Annotated in this window: 18 protein-coding genes, 1 tRNA gene and 1 pseudogene; 12 read left to right on the top strand and 8 right to left on the bottom strand. The window is 67.1% G+C overall.

All coding sequences use genetic code 11. The features are described from left to right. Nucleotides 1-52 precede the first annotated feature (52 nt). Both AB0I14_RS09505 and AB0I14_RS09500 read left to right on the top strand, forming a co-directional pair. A pseudogene (locus tag AB0I14_RS09505) lies at nucleotides 53-586 on the top strand (hypothetical protein); the annotation flags it as partial. A gap of 149 nt (nucleotides 587-735) precedes the next feature. Beyond that, nucleotides 736-1,143: a hypothetical protein gene (locus AB0I14_RS09500; protein ID WP_358019389.1), complete on the top strand. Its 408-nt coding sequence runs from the start codon at nucleotides 736-738 to the stop codon at nucleotides 1,141-1,143. Between the two features lie 12 nt (nucleotides 1,144-1,155). On the opposite strand, the gene AB0I14_RS09495 is transcribed toward AB0I14_RS09500, so the two are convergent. After that, entirely contained in the window at nucleotides 1,156-2,727 is a 1,572-nt protein-coding gene (locus AB0I14_RS09495) for a PTS transporter subunit EIIC (RefSeq protein ID WP_358019385.1), read from the bottom strand. A 135-nt stretch (nucleotides 2,728-2,862) separates the two neighbouring features. Between AB0I14_RS09495 and AB0I14_RS09490 the strand changes: the two genes are divergently transcribed. The 4 genes from AB0I14_RS09490 to AB0I14_RS09475 all read left to right on the top strand — a co-directional run bounded on the left by AB0I14_RS09490 (nucleotide 2,863) and on the right by AB0I14_RS09475 (nucleotide 8,035). Continuing rightward, nucleotides 2,863-3,333 carry a glucose PTS transporter subunit IIA gene (locus AB0I14_RS09490; protein ID WP_358019382.1) on the top strand — a complete coding sequence of 157 codons (471 nt, stop codon included), beginning with the start codon at nucleotides 2,863-2,865 and terminating at the stop codon, nucleotides 3,331-3,333. A gap of 9 nt (nucleotides 3,334-3,342) precedes the next feature. Next, nucleotides 3,343-4,128, top strand: a complete 786-nt coding sequence (gene nagB, locus AB0I14_RS09485) for a glucosamine-6-phosphate deaminase (protein WP_358019379.1) — start codon at nucleotides 3,343-3,345, stop codon at nucleotides 4,126-4,128. Continuing rightward, nucleotides 4,129-5,274, top strand: coding sequence for an N-acetylglucosamine-6-phosphate deacetylase (nagA, locus tag AB0I14_RS09480; protein ID WP_358019376.1), 1,146 nt, complete (start codon nucleotides 4,129-4,131; stop codon nucleotides 5,272-5,274). A 145-nt stretch (nucleotides 5,275-5,419) separates the two neighbouring features. Next, nucleotides 5,420-8,035: a LuxR C-terminal-related transcriptional regulator gene (locus AB0I14_RS09475; protein WP_358019373.1), complete on the top strand. Its 2,616-nt coding sequence runs from the start codon at nucleotides 5,420-5,422 to the stop codon at nucleotides 8,033-8,035. 12 nt (nucleotides 8,036-8,047) lie between these two features. On the opposite strand, the gene AB0I14_RS09470 is transcribed toward AB0I14_RS09475, so the two are convergent. Further along, nucleotides 8,048-8,242: a hypothetical protein gene (locus tag AB0I14_RS09470; RefSeq protein ID WP_358019370.1), complete on the bottom strand. Its 195-nt coding sequence runs from the start codon at nucleotides 8,240-8,242 to the stop codon at nucleotides 8,048-8,050. Nucleotides 8,243-8,262: 20 nt separating this feature from the next. On the opposite strand from AB0I14_RS09470, the gene AB0I14_RS09465 reads away from it, so the two are divergent. Further along, nucleotides 8,263-8,622 (top strand): DUF488 family protein, encoded by a 360-nt coding sequence (locus AB0I14_RS09465; RefSeq protein ID WP_358019367.1) that lies wholly within the window; start codon nucleotides 8,263-8,265, stop codon nucleotides 8,620-8,622. Between the two features lie 87 nt (nucleotides 8,623-8,709). After that, nucleotides 8,710-9,360, top strand: a complete 651-nt coding sequence (locus AB0I14_RS09460; protein ID WP_358019364.1) for a GNAT family N-acetyltransferase — start codon at nucleotides 8,710-8,712, stop codon at nucleotides 9,358-9,360. A 9-nt stretch (nucleotides 9,361-9,369) separates the two neighbouring features. Here the strand turns inward: AB0I14_RS09460 and mbtN are convergent, their stop codons facing one another. The 6 genes from mbtN to crcB (AB0I14_RS09430) are packed head-to-tail and all read right to left on the bottom strand — an operon-like array spanning nucleotide 9,370 to nucleotide 14,290. Beyond that, entirely contained in the window at nucleotides 9,370-10,545 is a 1,176-nt protein-coding gene (gene mbtN, locus AB0I14_RS09455) for a mycobactin biosynthesis acyl-ACP dehydrogenase MbtN (RefSeq protein ID WP_358019361.1), read from the bottom strand. Next, nucleotides 10,542-12,107: a long-chain-fatty acid--ACP ligase MbtM gene (gene mbtM / locus AB0I14_RS09450; protein ID WP_358021182.1), complete on the bottom strand. Its 1,566-nt coding sequence runs from the start codon at nucleotides 12,105-12,107 to the stop codon at nucleotides 10,542-10,544. The genes mbtN and mbtM overlap by 4 nt, the downstream gene beginning before the upstream one ends. Nucleotides 12,108-12,112: 5 nt before the next feature. After that, nucleotides 12,113-12,382, bottom strand: coding sequence for an acyl carrier protein (locus AB0I14_RS09445; RefSeq protein ID WP_055112333.1), 270 nt, complete (start codon nucleotides 12,380-12,382; stop codon nucleotides 12,113-12,115). Nucleotides 12,383-12,441: 59 nt separating this feature from the next. Continuing rightward, on the bottom strand, nucleotides 12,442-13,551 hold the full coding sequence (locus AB0I14_RS09440; protein WP_358019358.1) for a DUF190 domain-containing protein: 1,110 nt from the start codon (nucleotides 13,549-13,551) through the stop codon (nucleotides 12,442-12,444). Next, nucleotides 13,518-13,883: a fluoride efflux transporter CrcB gene (gene crcB / locus AB0I14_RS09435; protein WP_358021179.1), complete on the bottom strand. Its 366-nt coding sequence runs from the start codon at nucleotides 13,881-13,883 to the stop codon at nucleotides 13,518-13,520. The genes AB0I14_RS09440 and crcB (AB0I14_RS09435) overlap by 34 nt, the downstream gene beginning before the upstream one ends. 8 nt (nucleotides 13,884-13,891) lie before the next feature. Continuing rightward, nucleotides 13,892-14,290, bottom strand: coding sequence for a fluoride efflux transporter CrcB (crcB, locus tag AB0I14_RS09430; RefSeq protein WP_358019355.1), 399 nt, complete (start codon nucleotides 14,288-14,290; stop codon nucleotides 13,892-13,894). A gap of 71 nt (nucleotides 14,291-14,361) precedes the next feature. Between crcB (AB0I14_RS09430) and pgm the strand changes: the two genes are divergently transcribed. The 4 genes from pgm to AB0I14_RS09410 all read left to right on the top strand — a co-directional run bounded on the left by pgm (nucleotide 14,362) and on the right by AB0I14_RS09410 (nucleotide 18,705). Beyond that, complete coding sequence (gene pgm, locus AB0I14_RS09425) at nucleotides 14,362-16,008, top strand: phosphoglucomutase (alpha-D-glucose-1,6-bisphosphate-dependent) (protein WP_358019352.1); 1,647 nt, start codon at nucleotides 14,362-14,364, stop codon at nucleotides 16,006-16,008. Nucleotides 16,009-16,546: 538 nt separating this feature from the next. Further along, nucleotides 16,547-17,809 carry an MFS transporter gene (locus tag AB0I14_RS09420; RefSeq protein WP_358019349.1) on the top strand — a complete coding sequence of 421 codons (1,263 nt, stop codon included), beginning with the start codon at nucleotides 16,547-16,549 and terminating at the stop codon, nucleotides 17,807-17,809. Between the two features lie 55 nt (nucleotides 17,810-17,864). Beyond that, nucleotides 17,865-17,937 (top strand) — tRNA-Ala (locus tag AB0I14_RS09415). 66 nt (nucleotides 17,938-18,003) lie between these two features. Beyond that, a complete protein-coding gene (locus tag AB0I14_RS09410) occupies nucleotides 18,004-18,705 on the top strand; it encodes a hypothetical protein (protein WP_358019346.1) in 702 nt (233 codons plus the stop codon). Nucleotides 18,706-18,843 lie beyond the last annotated feature (138 nt).

The following is an 18,843-nucleotide window of genomic DNA, read 5'->3' as shown; positions in this document are numbered from 1 at the left end:
GACGTTTCTGTAGACCCGGGACGGGTACTCCTGGCCGCAGGAGGTCTGGAAAATGCCTACATGGGGTTGGATTGTCATCGCGGCAGTAGCCGTGGTCATCGTCGCGCTCGCGGTGGTGGTGGCCGCCTCGATGATGCGTCAGAAGCGGAGTGAACGGCTCAGGGATCAGTTCGGGCCGGAGTATGAGCATGCCGTCGAGACAGCCGGTGGCCAGCGCGCTGCGGAGCGGGAACTGCTTGCGCGCGAACGGAAACACAACAAACTGAAGATCAACGAGCTGGAGCCGGAATCCCGGGCGCGATACGTCGAGGCGTGGGGCGTCACTCAGGCGGCGTTCGTCGACGACCCGTCGAAATCGGTCGCCGAGGCCGATCGTCTGGTGACCGAGGTGATGCGCGAACGGGGTTATCCGATAGACGATTTCGAGCAGCGCGCGGCTGACGTCTCGGTGGATCACCCTAAGGTGGTCGAACACTACCGGGCGGCGCACATCCTTCATCTCGCGCAAGAGCAGGGCGACATCGGCACCGAGGCACAGCGCGAGGCCATCGTCCACTACCGCGCACTCTTCGAGCAGTTGGTGGGCGTCGGGCCCGCAACGCAAGTTGGGTCCGATACCCGGGTTGCCGAACATGAGGCCCAGTCCGAGCACGATGCCCCGGCTCAGCGTGATGCCGGCAAGCACGAGGCCGGTACGGACGAAGCCGGCACGGGTTCGACGAAGGAGGCGCGAGCATGACCACCCACGACGAACATGGGACCACCGCCCGACCGCAGGACACGGATGTCCCGGAGTTCCACGGTGCGGACAGGGCGCAGCGTGCCCACGAGGCAGATTCAGAAGCGGCCGAGGCCGAGACGTTGAGCGACGACAACGCGTTGTTGTTCGCCGATGAGCATCGGTCGGGATTGCACTCGCGCTGGGATGACGTTCAGGCGGTCTTCGTCGATGACCCGAAAGAGTGTGTGCAAAAAGCGGACAACCTGGTGGCAGAAGTCGTCGAACAGCTCACTGCGAGTTTCGCCGACACGCGATCTCGGCTTGAGGCGCAATGGTCTCGAGGTGAGGAGGCGTCCACCGAAGATCTTCGCGTGGCCCTTACGCGGTATCGCGATTTCTTCCAACGGCTGCTGTCAGTGTGAGGCGCCCCAGGGCTACAAGCTGTCGATGATCTCGTTCTTCAGCGCCTCTGAGTTGGTACCGAATACCGCCTGAACACTGTTGCCAACCTCGATGACGCCTGCGGCGCCGAGTGCCTTCAGCCGGTCCTGGTCGACCTTGCCCTTGTCGGCGACCTCCATGCGGAGCCGCGTGATGCAGGCGTCGACGTTGACGAGGTTCTCCCGGCCGCCGAACGCCGCGATGATCTTCTCGGCCTGGGTGTCGGCACGCGCAGGTGCGGTCAGAGTGCCGGTGCCGCCGGAGACAACCGTTGTCGCCGACTCGGCACCCTCGCCGAGGTTCGCCTGTTCCTCCGCCTCGAATTCGGTCTCGGGTTCACGGCCCGGAGTGCGCATGTTCCACTTCGTGATCGCCACGTAGAACAGCACGAAGTAGATGACGGAGAACACCGCTCCCATCGCGATGAGCAGCCAGATGTTGTGGGCCGCGGGCGCTCCGCCGTAGAGCAGCAGGTCGATGAGTCCGGCCGAGAACGAGAAGCCCAGGTGGATGTCGAGCAGATAGGCGATCGCCAGGGACAGCCCGGTCAGGACTGCGTGGATGACGTAGAGCGGGAACGCCACGAACATGAACGCGAACTCCAACGGCTCTGTCACGCCGGTGAGGAACGCGGTCAGGGCGGCCGCCGACAGGATGCCGACCGCGACCTTGCGTTGTTTCTTGTTCGCGGCGACAATCATCGCCAGCGCCGCGGCGGGCAGACCGAACATCAGGACCGGGTAGAAACCCGAGGTGAGAATGCCCGCGGTCGGGTCTCCGGCGGCGAACCGGGTGAGTTCGCCGGTGACGACGTTGCCGTCGGGGGTCTGGTAGTCGCCGTAGATGAACCACACGTATGAGTTCGGAATGTGGTGCAGGCCCAGGGGAATCAGCATGCGGTTGGCGAACCCGTAGACGAATGCACCCAGAGCGCCGCTTCCGCCGATGAACCGGCCGAGCGCCGTCAGTCCGTCATCGAAGATCGGATAGAAGTAGCTCATCAGGAAAGCGATGAACAAACTTACGAGGGACACCACGATGGGGACGAACCGTCTGCCGCCGAAAAAGCCGAGATAGGAAGGTAATTGGATGGTGTGATAGCGGTCGAACAGCCATGCAGTCACCAGACCCACCACGATTCCGGCGAACACGCTGTAGTTGATCTGGGCTTGATCGCCGGCCTTGTCCACCTCGCCCGCCAGCACGATGGGGGACATGGTCTTGAAGACCGCGGCCATCACCAGGTAGCCGACCACCGCGGCCAGCGCCGTCGAACCGTCGGCCTTGCGGGCGAATCCGATCGCCACACCGACGGCGAAGAGCAGGGGCAGATTGGTGAACAGGGCGTCGCCGGCGGCACTCATCGCCTTGAAGAACGGGCCGATGACGGGGGAGTCGATCCGGCCCAACAGGTCGGGCTGGCCCAGTCGCAGCAGGATGCCCGCGGCGGGCAACACGGCGATCGGCAGCATGAGGCTCTTGCCGAGTCGTTGCAGCTGCGCGAAAGCCGGTATCTTCAGGCCGGATTTATCCTGTGCACCTTCAGGTTTCGTCGTTCCGCTCATCGCCTTATCGCCCTCCTGGCCACCCGGCGTGACCTGCCGTGAAGCTGAGCGGAAGCTTAGACGAGAACCCGCAAACTCGAGTCCGTCTTTCGGCCACGCTCGTATTGTTGTGACACGAGAGAAGGAGCCATCACCGTGAGCTTGACGCGAGTACTCGCCCCGGTCGCCGGGCGCGCCGTAGCACTCCAGGACGTTCCTGACCCGGTGTTCTCGGCCGGCATGGTGGGGTACGGCGCCGCGGTGGACCCGCCGCGCGGCGTGGTCGACGCGATCGCCCCGGTCAGCGGCAAGTTGCTGAAACTGATGCCGCACGCCTACGTGATCATGACGGCCGACAACGTCGGAGTCCTGGTTCACCTCGGTCTGGATACCGTCGCTCTGAACGGCGAAGGGTTCACCGCGCACGTGAGCCAGGGGGATGTGGTGGCCGCCGGCCAGGTGGTGATCACCTACGACGTGCCCGCTGTTGAGGCGAAGGGCCTCAATCCGATTGTCCCCGTTGTGGTCATGGACGAGCGCGAACCCGGCAACGTGACCGTGGCCGAGCCGGTCGCCGCCGGAGCGGACATCGCCTCGGGCGCAGAGCTGTTCACGGCGAACAAGTAGAACAAGTAGATGGAAGTCATCATCCTGGACGATGCCGCGAAGATCGGCAGGGTGGCTGCCGATGCGGTCGGCGCGCTGCTCGACCGCAAACCGGACGCGGTCCTCGGGCTCGCCACCGGATCGTCTCCACTGGCGATCTACGACGAACTCGCCGCACGATGCGCTGCGGGCCAGATCTCGTTCCGGCAGGCCCGGGGATTCACCCTCGACGAATACGTCGGTCTGCCGGCCGATCATCCTGAGCGCTACCGCAATGTCATCGACACCGTGTTCGTCACGCGCGTCGACTTCGCCCCCGGGGCGGTCCAGGGTCCCGACGGTCTGGCGGACGACATTCCCGCGGCGTGCGCGGCATACGAGGAGGCCATCCGCGACGCCGGTGGTGTCGACCTGCAGGTTGTGGGCATCGGCACAGACGGGCACATCGCCTTCAACGAACCGGGGTCCTCGCTGGCCTCGCGTACCCGCATCAAGACGCTGACCCGGCAGACCCGTGTCGACAATGCCCGGTTCTTCGGGGACGACCTCGACGCGGTGCCGACGCACTGCCTCACCCAGGGGCTGGCCACCATCATGGCGGCCCGGCACGTGATCCTGGTGGCGCTCGGACGCAGCAAGGCCGAGGCGGTGCACCACCTGGTCGAGGGCGGAGTGAGTGCGATGTGGCCGGCCACCATCCTGCAGCATCATCCGCACGTCACGGTTCTGCTCGACGACGCTGCGGCGCAGCGGCTTCAGCTCATCGGCTACTACCGCGAGACCTATCGTTCGAAACCGGATTGGCAGGGTGTCTGAGTGCTGCTGACCGCCGGCACGCTGATTTCGGGCGCAGAATTGTTGCGGCCCGGCTGGATCGACGTGTCGGGTGAGAAGGTGACGTCGGTGGGAGCCGGCGCACCGCCCCGGCGGCCCGACCGCGACCTCGGCCCGGTGACCGTGATGCCGGGTTTCGTGGACACCCACTCCCACGGCGGGGGCGGGGGGAGCTTCTCGGCCGCCTCGACGGCCGACACGTCGGCCGCGGTGGCGCTGCACCGGCGGCACGGCACCACCACGATGATCGCCTCGCTGGTGACGGCGAGCCCCGACGACCTGCTGCATGAGGTAGGCGCGCTGGCGCAGGATGTCCGGGCCGGGCTGATCGACGGAATACACCTCGAAGGTCCGTGGCTGTCGACCGTGCGGTGCGGCGCCCATCAGCCTGCGCTCATGCGCGATCCGGACCCCGCCGAGATCGACCGGGTGCTCGCCGCCGCTGCGGGAACGATCCGGATGGTGACGATCGCCCCTGAGCGACCGGGGGCGCTGGCCGCGATCCGGCAGTTCGTCGATGCGGGCGTGGTGGTGGCCGTCGGCCACACCGAGGCGACTTATGAACAGACCCGTGCGGCGATTGCGGCCGGTGCCACGGTGGGCACGCATCTGTTCAACGCGATGCGCCCGATCGACCGGCGGGAGCCGGGCCCGGTGATCGCGCTGATGGAGGATCCCGCCGTCACCGTCGAACTCATCACCGACGGGGTCCACCTCGCCCCGGCCATCTATCGACACGTCACGCGCACCGTCGGCCCGGATCGCGTTTCGCTGATCACCGACGCGATGGCGGCCACCGGCATGCCCGACGGCCGCTACCACCTGGGGCCGGTACAGGTCGATGTGACGGACGGGGTTGCACTTGTCGGGGGCACGGACACGGTCGCCGGCAGTACCGCGACCATGGACCGGGTGGTTCGATTCGCCATGGCCCATTGCGGTTTGGGCCGCGATGACGCGTTGATGCTCGTCGCCCGTCAGGCCTCGGTCAACCCGGCCCGGGCGCTCGGCCTGCCGGCCGGTGATCTGATACCCGGAGCCGCAGCCGATCTCGTGGTGCTGGGCCCGGATCTGACTGTCAGCGGAGTCTTGCGACGCGGTGCGTGGGAGCTGGAACCGGCGCGGTAGCGACGCCGTGCCGACATGCCCGGGACGCCCGAGAAGTGTTTTCTGAGGCAAAGATTCGAGTTGCGCCTGCGGTGAATAGGCGTTACAGATTTCGGTACCGGCGTACCGTCAGCCGGGTACGACGCGAACCATCTGGGGGTCGTTCTTGTCCGACTGGCCATTTGTCGCACGCGATGCCGAACTGCGCGAGGCCGCGCAGGCGTTGCGTGGCGGCTTCCGGGGTGTGGTGCTGGCCGGAAGGGCCGGAGTGGGCAAGTCGGCGTTGGCCCGGGTGCTGGCCGGAGACCTGGAGGCCAACGGCTGCTCGGTGCGGTTCGTGCTGGGCACCGAAACCGGGCAGGCGGTGCCGCTCGGGGCATTTCACCACGCGCTCACCCTCACCGACGCGCACGACCCCACGGTGATGCTGGCGGCGGCGTACGAGCTGCTGACGTCCGATCCCGACCTGGTCATCGTGGTCGATGACGCGCAGCACCTCGACCCGCTGTCGGCGCTACTCGTCCAGCAACTGGCGGTGGACGGTTCACCGCGCCTGATCGTCACCTTCGAGAACGGCGCGGTCACATCCGATGCCGTGACGACATTGTGGAAAGAACAACTGCTGCTGCGGTTGGATCTTCAACCCTTCACCAGGGTGCAGACCGGTGAGTTGGCCGTGGCGGTATTGGGTGGCGAGGTCGACGAGCGTGCAGTCGGCGAACTTCACCGGTTCTCCTCGGGTAGCCCGCTCTACCTTCGGGGTGCACTCAACGCGGCGCTCGACGATGCGGTGTTGGTGCGGGAGAGCGGGCGCTGGCGGTTGCGTGGGCAGCTGCGCGCGAGTGCCGATCTGCACGCACTCATCGCGTCGCGACTCGAGACACTGACACCGGACGAGCGTGACGTCGTGGAGGTGGTGTCCACCGCCGAGGTACTCGAGTGGGATGTGATGGTGGGAGCCTGCGACGTCGACGCGATCACCCGGATGGAACGCCGGGGAGCGATCCAGGTGCTCCACGATGCGGCGTGCACCCTGGTGCAGCCGGGCCATCCGATCATCGGTGAGGTCGCCCGCAGCGGATGCTCGAAAACCCGTTCCCGGCAGATCAATACGCTGCTGGCCTCGCTGTTGGAGGCGCATCTGCAATCGCCGGACAGCGGCTCGATGTCTGACGTGCAGGGACGCATACAGCTGGCTCGGTTCCTGGCGGGAGGCGACGGGCCGGCACACCCGGAAGCCATCGCCGATGCCGCGGCCAGTGCGGTCACCCTGTCCAATCTCGCACTCGGAGAAGAACTTGCGCGATACGCGCTGGACCATGGCGCCGGCGTGCCCGCGGCGATCGTGCTGGCCGATGCGATGAGCTGGCAGGGTCGCGGCGAGCAGGCCGAGGAACTGCTCGCGCGGTCGGTGCCGGATTCCGACGACGAACCGATGGTGGCACGGTGGGGCTGTCTGCGGGCGTCGAACCTGTTCTTCGCATGCGCCCGGCCTGATTCAGCGCGTTCCGTGCTCGCCATGGTCCGGCAGCGGGTGCACTGCCCGCAGACGTTGGCCCTGTTCGTGGCGATGGAAGCGATCTTCACGTTCTTCTCCGGTGACCTGGGCAATGCCATCGCGCTGGGCACCGAAACCCTGGGTGGCGCCGTGTCGTCGACGGCAGAGGTCTGGGCGGCGCTGGCCACCTCCAGTGCGCTGGCCCTGTCGGGCCGGTCGGACGAGGCCGTCGCGGTGGCGCAGGCGGGTGAACTCGTCGCCGAGGATTGCGGGGCGGGCCTGCAGCGGTACTGGCTTGCCTTCGCGCAGGTATCGGCGAGCACAGCTGCGGGGGACCTCGTCACGGCGCAGCGGGTCTGTGACCGCTACACCGTGCTGGCGGCCGGCTCCCCGCAGGCCGAGGCCATCGTCACCGCGTTGTCGGGGCGGTTGGCGCTGGCCCGCGGCTGTCTGGCTTCGGCGTGTGAGGCGCTGCAGGCAGCGGTGTGGGCCGCACCGCAGGGACTGCCGCCGGGTTGGGCGATGGTCGTTGCGTCGTGGCTGGCGCAGGCCGAGGGGATGCGGGGCGACGACGCGGCTGCGGCCGCTGCGCTGGCGCAGGCCGAGGCCGCCACCTGTCCGCTCGATGTGTTCCGGCCCGAGTTGGAGCTGGCCAGGGCCTGGACCGCGGCTGCGGCGGGCGACACGGCCTTGGCCCTGGAGCACGTCGCCGAGGCGGCCCGCGACGCCGCGGCCGGGGGGATGGACGCGGTTGAACTCACGGCGCTACACACCGCGGTCCGATTCGGAGACAGGTCAGGTCACCGGAGGATCCGGCAATTGGCGCACCGGCACGGTGGCCCACTGGCGGAGGCGATCGCCGCGCACAGCCTCGGCCTGGCCCGGCGCGATCCCGATCAACTCGTCACGGCCACCGACCGGCTCGAGGCGATCGGTGCGCCGGCCATGGCCGCCGATGCCGCCGCCCACGCGGCCAGGGAGTACGCCCGGGTCGGTTGCCGCGGTGGCGAATTGGAATCCGCTGCCCGCGCGCTGTGGCTGTCGGGTCAGAGCGGTGCGTTGACCCCGGCGCTGCACTGCGCGGGAGACCCGCTGCCGCTCACCGAGCGCGAGTGGGAGATTGCCAATCTCGTCGGTGTCGGGATGAGCAATCGCCAGATCGCCGGCCGGTTGTGCCTGTCCGTGCGCACCGTCGACGGGCACCTGTACCGCATGTTCGCCAAGCTCGGTGTCGAGGACCGCGATCACCTGGCGCGGCTGGCCCGCTTCGGTCCGGCCGTATGACGGTGCGCGCGATCATTCGTCGCTGGCGGTGCGGACACCGACGAACTCGAGCAGGCGCGGATCGGAGGAGGTGAACCGGTCCACTTCCTCGCCGCCGTCGCAGCGCAGCAAGGAGATCGTGAGGCTGTCCACGGTGCGGCTGAGGACGCGCCAATGGGCGCCGGAATCCTGCCAGCGCTGCAGATCTGCGACCCGATCGACGCTCATGCCTACTACCATGGCACGGCATGGCGGCGAAAAACCGAGTGCGGTTGGCCCGCGTGTACGCCGAGCCCGAACCCGATGAGGGGAAGCGGATCCTGGTCGACCGGCTGTGGCCCAGAGGTATGAAGAAGACCGATCCGCGGGTGGGCCATTGGCTGCCCGCGGTGGCCCCGTCCACGGAACTGCGTCACTGGTACGACCACAAGCCCGAGCGTTACGACGACTTCGCCGCGCGCTACACCGAGGAGTTGCAGTCGGGTGAGGAGGCTGCGGCCTTCGGGGAGCTGCGTGCGCTGGTCAGTGCGGGCCCGGTCACTTTGGTGACCGCCACCCGCGAGGTCGAACTCAGTCATCTGACGGTGTTGGCCAAGCTCCTCGCCTGAGCCGGCGGTCCGAGCCGCGCGGACCGAGTCGGCGCACGGGAGGAAGGTAAACCTACCCTCACTCGCTACGGTAGGCTCGGCGCTCAAATGACCGATATCGATACCGACGTGGCCGACTTGCCAGGGGCCCCCGTCCTCAAACGCGAGCTGACCGACATCTCCGACGAGGTGCGCGCGGTCGACGCAGCGCCCATCCCGGTACTGGCCGAGCCGTACGACATCCGGCCGGCTGACGCCGCCGCCGATGCCGAGTTGATCTCGGAGTGGATGAACCGTCCGCATCTGGTCGAAGCCTGGGAGTACGACTGGGCGCCGGACCGCTGGCGGCGATACCTGCAGGCTCAGCTCGACGGCCGGTACTCACGGCCGCTGATCGCGAGTTTTCGCGGAAAGCCCGCCGGTTACGTCGAGTTGTACCGGGCGGCCAAGGATTCCATCGCGCCCCGTTACTCCGCCGATCCGCACGACGTCGGCATGCACGCCGCGATCGCCGATCTGAGATTCGTCAACCGCGGTATGGGTCCGATCCTGTTGCCGCGCATCGTGGCCAGCGTGTTCGAACTCGACCCGGACTGCCGCCGGATCATGTTCGACCCGGACCACCGCAACACCGGCGCCCGCCGGTTGTGTGAGTGGGCGGGTTGCGAATTCCTGGGTGAGCATCAGATGTCGAATCGGCGGATGGCGCTCTACGCGCTGCCGCGTACGCCCGACGACGCCTTTGGCGCCGCCGGGTAACGGGTCGGTTCAGGCTCCGGCGAATTCGGCGTAGCCCTCGTAGTCGGGCTTCATCGCTGCGGCCACCAGCTCCCAGAGCACCTCATCGGTGCCGCCACCGACCCGGGCCAGCTTCATGTCGCGCCACCACTTGCCCAGCGGGGTCTCGTCGAGGAGGTAGCCCGAACCGCCGAAGATGTGCATGCATTCCGACGCGACCTCCTCGCCCAGACGTGCGGCGGTCACCTTGAAGGCGGCGGCGGCCCGGAGATCGAGCTTGCCCTGCAGGGCCACCCCGGCCAGGGCGTAGCGCAGCAGGTCGACCCGGGCCTGCAGATCGGCGATCCGCATCCGCAGCGCCTGGTGCTCATAGAGCGTGTGACCGAACTGGCGACGTTTCATCATGCGCGCCAACGTGATTCCGAGGATTCGTTGTGACCCGGAGGCCACCTGCCCGGAAATCGACATGCGTTCGTGGGCCAGGCCCCAGGAGATCGCGGCGAGCCCGGTTCCGGCCCGGGCCACCAGATGGTCGGCGGGCACCCAGGTGTCGATGTGCACCGCGGCGGTGTCCAGGGGACCGTTGCCGACCTTGCGGTAGGGGGTCTGCACCTCGACCTGCGAGGTCGGGACGGCGATGACGACGACGTTGCCGTGCCGGCTCGTCGGGTCGTGGTCGACGTTGCGGGCCACCACCATGATGTGATCGGCGACCGGCGACAGCGAGACGAATTTCTTGATGCCCTTGATCTCGAAACCGTCTCGGGCCGTGCGGACTTCGGTCTCCACGATCTGCAGATCCGAACCGCCGGATTCTTCAGAGGCGGCGATGCACAGCACGGCCTCGCCGCGAACGGCTTGTTCGCAGATGGTGCGGAGGTGATCGGATTTGCCGAACCGGCGCAGGAGGGCGATGGCCGAATCATGCAGGCTGACACCCACGCCGATGCCGGAGGAGCCCGTCCGTCCCAGTGCGAAGGCCAACTCGATCAGCTTGGCCACATCGGGCTGCTGACCGTCGCCCCATTTCTCGGTGAACACCCCATTGCGGCCGAGGTGCTCGATGAGTGCGCGCGGAAAGCGTTCGGTCTCTTCGGCTTCGGCGGTCCATGCCTTGACCTGGTCGTCGAACACCCGATCCAGCAGGTCGCGGTACTCGTCGAGGGTGGTGGTTGCCGGCGCCGGGGTTGGCGTGAGCGCGGTCATGACTTCGCTGTCTCCATTTGTCGTTTGACCTCCAGGCGACGCAGCTTGCCCGAGGAGGTGCGGGGGAGTGAGCCCGGTGTCAGGAACACCACGTCGGCGGGCACGATCCCGCATTCGGAGGCCACCTGCTGGATGACCTGGCTGCGGGCCCCGGCCTCGTCGGCGCCGCGGAATTCCGCCGCGATCACCAGACCGGACCGGACTGCCTTCTCGCCGGCGCCCACGGCTACCACCGCGCCTTCGCGAACACCTTTGACCTGGGCGGCAACTCGCTCGATCTCGGTGGGGAAGATGTTGCGTCCGGCGACGGTGATCAGTTCCTTGGTGCGCCCGCACACGACCAGCCCGCCGTCGACGAAGTAGCCCAGATCGCCGGTGGCGAACCAGTCGTCGGGGTTCAGCGGGGTCTGGCCGAGGTAGCCCGACATCATCGAGGTGCCACGGATCTCGACCTCGCCCACGTCGCGGCCGACGATGCCGGCGTTGTCGTCGCTGGGGCGCAGGCGTACTTCCATCCCGGCGATGGCATCACCGAGGACCGCGAGCTGCTGCTGATTGGACCCGGCGTCCGTGGTGACGGTGATCTCGTCGAGCACCACTCCGAGCCCGGGAACGGGAACCGTGACCGCGCAGGATGATTCGGCCATTCCGTAGGACGGTGAGAGGGCTCCGGGATTGAAGCCGAAGCGGGCCAGCTCGGTGCCGAACCGGCTCGTGGCCTCACAGTCGACCGGCTCGCCGCCGTTGAGGGCGAACCGTACGGCCGACAGGTCCAGATCGGTCAGCCGCCGGGAGTACTTGCCGATCAGTCCGTAGGCCATGTTCGGCGCGGCGGTCAGGGTGGCCCGGCTCTCGGTGAGCCACCGCACCCAGCTGAACGGTGAGGCGGCGAATGCCGCTGTCGGCGCCTGCCACACCTCGATGCCGTGAATCGCTCCGGTGAGCAGGAAGGTGAGGCCCATGTCGTGGTACAGCGGGAGCCAGGAGCAGCCGATATCGCTGGGCAACAGGCTGATCCGATCGGCCAGCCCGGTCAGATTGGCTAGTACTGCTGACGGCGGCATCTGAGCGGTTCGTGGTGTGCCGGTGGAACCTGCCGTGCCTTGCATGACTGCGCACGGGCTGGTTCCCAGCGGCAGAGTGGTGGAGCGCTGGGCGTGTGCGACGACGACGTCGTCGTGGAGCTCCGGGGACGGCTCGGCCTTCTGCAGCAGATTCAGGTAGTCGCCATGGCTGAATACAGTGCCGACACCGATGTCGGCGAACCGCTTCAGGGTGGATTGCGCCCACTGGCCGGTGTCCGCTCCGCGAACGGGACCGGGCAGGACGGAAAGCGCTGCGCCGGAAAGGAGGGCGCCGAGAACCGTCGCGATTCCTTCCACGGTGGGCTCACCGACCACACCGACAGCCGTCGAACCGTCGTGACCGATCTGTTCGGCGACGTTCTCGGCGCGGGCATACATCTGTCCCCATGGGTGGCGGGTCCAGGCGCGCGCGTCCTGGTCGTACACCACGAGATCGGCGTCGCTCGCGGTCAGCGAGGCGGCGAGCGCCGTAGCCAGCTCGCTCACTGGCTGCTCTGCGCGGCAGGCACTTTCGCCAGGATGGCCGCCTCGAGGTCTCCGACGGTGTCGCAGCTGAGCAGGTCTTCTTCGGACAGGACGACTCCGAGCTTGTCCTCGATCGCCACCATGCCGACCGCGAAGGCCACCGAATCCAGGCCGGCGTCGTCGACGAGGCGGGATTCCCTGGTCACCCGGCGGACATCGACGTTCATGTCGTCGCGAAGGATCTCGGTGAGGGCGGCGCTGACCGCTTCGGGTGTTGTCGACTGCATGGGGTCGCACGGTACACGGCGAAGGAAAGCTAGGCTAGCCTTACCCGGCGCTTGTGGGGTTAGTAACTGAAGCGCGCCAGATCGGTGCCGCCGAGGCGGTGTCCGGCGTCGACAACGGTTGCCGAGGGCACCATCTCGGCGCTGACCACGCCATGCTCGCGGGTGAGTTCGTCGATGATCTCGAACGCCCCGGCGATCCGTTCCGGGGTGTCCACCACGATCGTCGTCACCGGCACCTGACGCCCGAACTGGAACAGCCGGTCGCCGTGCGGCTTGTCGGCGCCGCTGAAACCCCACACCGCGCGCAGCACGGTGGCGCCGCCGGCGGCGCCGGTCTGCATCAGCCTGCGGACGATCGCCCGGTGGATGGGCACCCCGTCGTGGTGCGCGGTCTCGGACGTGTGCACCATCAACTTCTGCCACAGCCGTCGGCCCTCGGCGTCGGCGCCCGGGAGTTCGGCCGGGCGGGTCAGCAACTGACCGCCCCGCTTGCACAGTTGCGCGCGTTCGACCGTGAGCAGTGGGTTTTCCAGGAGATCGGTCAGCTCGCCGAGTACCTCGTTCACCTGGGCACCGGTCCCGAGCCCGATGATCATCAGCGGCACCTCGGTGTTGCGGCTGAAGAACGCCGCGCGTCGACGTTGGCCGTGTGCGGTGCCGTCCACTCCGAGGAACACGGTGGCCCCCGCGAAGCCGCGCTGGTGCAGCAGATCGCACACCGCGCGGTAGGCCGGAACTCCGCCGACCCGGTGATGACGGCCGACGTACACCGTCAGCTTGGCGAAGTCGGTGGCCACGGGAACCGATGGCGCCGGTGACTGGCCGCGGATCAGCCGGGCCCGTTCCAGGGTGATCAGACCCCGGGGAACCAGCTCCACGGTCTGCTCGGCCAGCGCGGAGATCTTGTCGGCGGCATCGACGGCCGCGATGGTGATCGGGGGATCCTCCGAGCCGGTCAACGTCTCGTCGGTGCGCAGGTGATGGTGTGGACCGAAGCTGGAGATTCCGCGCAACATCACGCTGACGGCGATGTCGCTGCCGCCGTACAGATCCAAGAGCGCGTCGGCGACGAAGCGGTGCTCGTGGCGCAGCCGTTCGGCGAAGTACGCGGTCAGCTTGAGGTAATCGGTGGTGGTCACAGCCGGCTCCCCAGCGACATACCCAGCCATGCCGCGACCAGGCCGAGTGCCACGCTGACCACGATGTTGCCCACCGCCGGCCAGACCCGGCGCTCCTCGCCCAGGCGTTGAGTTTCCAGCATCCAGGTGGAGAACGTGGTGTAGGAGCCGACGAATGCGGTGCCGGCCAGCAGGGCGGTGTGCCGGTCCAGGGCCAGGCCCCCGAGGAAGCCGAGCAGGAAGGCGCCACTGAGGTTGACCGCCAGCGTGCCGAACGGGAAGCCCCGGGTGTGGCGCGCGGACACCGCACGGTCGAGCAGGAACCTGCAGACCGCTCCGACGCCGCCGAGCAGCATCACCCCAGTCCAGACCACCGCGGTCATCGGAGCACTCATCCGCGCACCACGGCCCGGCGCACCATTGCGGTCGCGAATGCCACCGCAAGTAGTCCGGCGGCGATACTGGCCACGGTGTAGCCGGCCGCCAGCGCCCAGTTGCCGTGCTCGAGCATGGTGACTGTCTCGACCTGCATCGTGGAGAACGTGGTGAGCCCGCCGCAGACGCCGGTCCCCAATAACGGCCTGCGGTAACTGGACACCGGCAGCCGCTCGAGCAGTCGCGTGGTGAAGTAGCCGAGCAGGAACGCGCCGATGATGTTCACGATGAACGTCGGCCAGGGCCAATGCCCGGGTTCGGGTGCCGCGAGGACGGCCAGGAGGGCACGAGCCAGCGTGCCCAGGGCGCCGCCGACGAAAACCGCGGCCAATTCTCGGGGATCGTGGCCGAACATAAGCCAAAAGTATGGCGGCTAGTGCGCGACTAGCGGGCACCGACATCCGTTGGGGAGCACAATCGGGAACCATGGCTGCCAATCCCCGTGCCGGGCAACCGGCTCGACCCGAGGATCTGATCGACATCGCCGAGGTGGTGACCGCGTACTACACCAGGCGGCCCGACCCCGATGACATTGCGCAGCAGGTGGTGTTCGGCACCTCCGGACACCGCGGCTCCAGTCTGGACAACGCCTTCAACGAAGGCCACATCCTGGCCACCACCCAGGCCATCGTCGAGTACCGGGCCGCGCAGGGGACTACCGGTCCACTGTTCCTCGGCCGCGACACCCATGCCCTGTCGGAACCGGCGTGGGCATCGGCGCTGGAGGTGCTGGCCGCCAACGATGTTGTGGCGATGATCGATTCAGCCGACCGTTACACCCCCACACCGGCCGTCAGCCACGCCATCCTGACCTTCAACCGAGGCCGTGACGCCGACCTGGCCGACGGCATCGTCGTCACCCCGTCGCACAACCCGCCGCGCGACGGCGGCTTCAAGTACAACCCGCCCAACGGGGGACCGGCCGATACCGACGCCACAGGGTGGATTGCCAAGCGCGCCAATGAGATCCTGCGCGACGGGTTCAAAGCGGTGAAACGCATGCCGTTGTCGCGGGCATTGCAAATGGCCCAGCGCCACGACTATCTCGACGCCTACGTCGCGGATCTGGCCAATGTGGTGGACCTGCACGCGATCCGGGCGGCGGGCATCCGCATCGGAGCCGACCCGCTCGGTGGTGCCAGCGTGGACTACTGGGGCGCCATCGCCGAGCGCTACAACCTGGACCTGACTGTGGTGAACCCGCTGGTGGACGCGACGTGGCGGTTCATGACGCTGGACACCGACGGCAAGATCCGGATGGACTGCAGCTCACCGAATGCCATGGCTGGGCTTCTTGAAAAAGTCATCGGCCACCCTGGGACTTATCAGATCGCCACCGGCAACGACGCCGACTCGGACCGGCACGGCATCGTCACCCCGGACGGCGGGCTGCTCAACCCCAACCACTATCTGGCCGTGGCCATCGACTACCTCTACACCCACCGGCCCAACTGGCCCGCGGCCACCGCGGTGGGCAAGACCGCGGTGAGCAGTTCGATCATCGACCGGGTGGTGGCCGGGCTGGACCGCAAGCTGGTCGAGGTGCCGGTCGGGTTCAAATGGTTCGTCGACGGACTGATCGGCGGCGGTATCGGTTTCGGCGGCGAGGAGAGCGCCGGTGCGTCGTTCCTTCGCACCGACGGGTCGACGTGGACCACCGACAAAGACGGCATCATCCTGGCGCTGCTGGCTTCGGAGATTCTGGCGGTCACCGGGTCGACGCCGTCGCAGCGCTACGCCGAACTGGCCGAACGCTACGGTGCGCCCACCTATGCGCGCATCGACGCGCCGGCGGACCGCGAGCAGAAGGCGCGGTTGGCCAAGCTGTCGCCCGAGCAGGTCAGCGCCACCGAGCTGGCCGGCGAGCCCATCACCGCCAAGCTGACCGCCGCACCGGGCAACGGCGCCCCGCTGGGTGGCCTGAAGGTCACGACCGAGAACGCCTGGTTCGCCGCGCGGCCGTCAGGGACCGAGGACGTCTACAAGATCTACGCCGAGTCGTTCCTCGGGGCCGGCCATCTGGCGGAGGTGCAGGAGGCGGCCAAGGACGTGGTTAATACCGTCATTGGGTAGAGCCAATCAAATTTTGCTGAACTAACGAATATGCGCGTTGTTTCCCAGTAAATTCCCAGGTTCCAGCCTCTCGCGGTTTTGCTGTCAAGTTGCTGCGGCACCGCGGTCGTCGGCTTAGAGTGGTGGCTGTTCACGAAGCTTCATCGGCGAGAGGAGCAATCGTGAATCCCATCATCGCTGTCCGGAGACGTACCCGTGCCGGCCTGATTACCGGACTGAGCGTCATCGTCGCTTTCCCCAGCCTCCCCCCGCCGTGGTACTGCTTTCCCTGGGAAGACGCGGTTTGCCGCGGCATTCCGGCGATTTGCACGTGTGTGCCACATCGCGATCCGGCTATGCCGGCTGACGAGTTGACACCAGCACCGCCGTCGGCCCCCTCGAAGGTTCCCGGGGGTCCGGTGGGGCGAGACGGGCAATAGCAGCTGTGTGCGCAGGCGGACGCAACGGCAGTCACGACCGAGAACGCCTGGTTCCCGGGGGCCGACCATCTGGCGGAGGTGCAGGAGGCCGCCAAGGACGTGGTTAATACAGTCATTGGGTGAGCGTTACGGAGGGCGACTGTTCGGCCCAAGCAAAGGCGAAGCTGCCCGGTGAAGTCTGGGTCCTGATCGTCGCCAATGCCGTCATCGCGCTCGGCTATGGCGTTGTGGCGCCGGTGCTGCCGGCCTATGCCCGTCACTTCGGTGTCAGCATCAGCGCCGCGACCTTCGTCATCACCGCGTTCGCGCTGATGAGGCTGTGTTTCGCGCCGGCCACCGGCGTGCTGATCCAGCGGCTGGGGGAGCGCCGGATCTACGTCTGGGGCCTGCTGATCGTCGCCGTCACCACCGGTGCCTGCGCGTTCGCGCAGACGTACTGGCAGCTGCTGCTGTTCCGGTCCCTGGGCGGTGTCGGCTCGACGATGTTCTTCGTCTCGGCGCTGGGGCTGATGATCCGGATCAGTCCCGAAGACGCCCGTGGCCGAGTGGCCGGCATGTTCTCCTCGGCGTTCCTGGTCGGCTCGGTTGGCGGGCCGGTGCTCGGCAGCCTTACCGCCGGGCTGGGCCTGAGTGCACCGTTCCTGATCTACGGCGCTGCCTTGCTGGTGGCGGCCGCGGTGGTGTTCATCAGCCTGCGGCACTCGTCGCTGGCCGCGCCGGCGCCGGACGAGGGCGCCAAGGTGACCGTGCGCACGGCGCTGCGCAACCGCGCCTACCGGGCGGCGCTGTTGTCGAACTTCGCTACCGGCTGGTCGGCCTTCGGGCTCCGAATTGCCTTGGTGCCGTTGTTCATCGTCGACGTGCTGCACAAGGATCCCGGAATGGCTGGGCTGGCGCTGGCCACCTTCGCCATCGGCAACGTTTCGGCGGTGATCCCCAGCGGCTACTTGTCCGACCGGGTGGGGCGACGCCTGCTGCTGATCGTCGGGCTCACCGCGGCCGGGATCTCGACCGTGCTGGTCGGGTTCACCGACGGGCTGACGCTGTTCCTGGTGAGTGCTTACATTGCGGGCTTCTCGACCGGCATCTTCACCGCGCCACAACAGGCCGCGGTGGCCGACATCATCGGAAACAAGGCCCGTGGCGGCACCGCGGTGGCGACTTTCCAGATGATGGCCGACGTCGGTTCGGTCGGCGGCTCGCTGCTCGTCGGGCTGATCGCGCAGTACCTCTCATTCTCCTGGGCCTTCGTGATCAGCGGCGTGATTCTGCTGATCGCCGCGGTGGGCTGGGTGTTCGCTCCCGAGACCCGCGGACGGCCCTCCGCAGAGCACACGCCGGCCCGTGCGCTGGGTCCGGAGGCCGGTGGAGAGGTTCCCTGACCAGCGATTTTGAATGGCGGGTAGCCGTGGTGTAACTTCGTGGGGCACGACAAACGGGGCTATGGCGCAGTTGGTAGCGCACCACACTGGCAGTGTGGGGGTCAGGGGTTCGAATCCCCTTAGCTCCACGTTTGAAAAACCCGCTCTGACTTCGGTCAGGGCGGGTTTTTTCGTTTGCTGGAACGGGGGCCAAAGTGCTGTGGATCATCGGTGGTTGGGACAACCGTCCTGATTCTCTCGGGGCGGCTGTTGATCGGTTGCAGCGCTCGCTGAGCCACATCCCGGCTGAGCCGGGAAAGTACGGTCAGTGGGGATATTGGCAGCGTCGAGACGCCGACGACGAATGCTCACGTCTGGATTTCATTCCGATCGACGTCGGCGACGCCCGCGCACTTGCCGAGGTCATACAGGCGGCGACCGATCGGGTTCGCCTCGGCCCCAATGCAGCGCCCGGTCTGAACGTTGAGTTGTCGAGACCCATCACCGTTCGGCGTTCAGCGACCAGCTCGGCCTGGTTCAAATACATCGTGCGAGTTGGCTTTGTGGACAGTCGACGGCCCTTCAACCACATCGCATTCGAGGTTGACGACGACACCGATGAGGGAACGCTCATGGGCTACATGAGCGCTTTGGTCAACGCATGGCAGCCCGACCGCCTGGGGGTTGTGTCTGTCGAAACCAAACGGGCCCAGGGTCACAAGGGTCCGCAGGTCGCTGTTGGCCGCCTCGCCTACATTGCGGACAGCGTCCCGTTGAGTACCACCGTGCTCGACGACGACATCGATGTTGAGGTCGCGGACGGAGGCAGCTGGATTCGGGTGCCGGGGACGATCGAAAACCCGAGCCTCGACCACATCCTGCAAGTGCGACGAGCGCTTGGGTATGCGACTGACTGACTGCGTGGTAGCTAGACGTTCGAGTCCTGGTTCCTCTGTAAGAAGGCCGGTCCTCTTAGTTACACTGCCGGACCCGATATACCCGAGTTATACCTGAGTTTCTCCAAACAATGAAACTCTGGGGAAGGGTATCCGAGC

The organism is Mycobacterium sp. NPDC050441 (assembly GCF_040655355.1).
Lineage (GTDB): Bacteria > Actinomycetota > Actinomycetes > Mycobacteriales > Mycobacteriaceae > Mycobacterium.
This window is presented reverse-complemented; position numbering and strand designations above follow the sequence as displayed.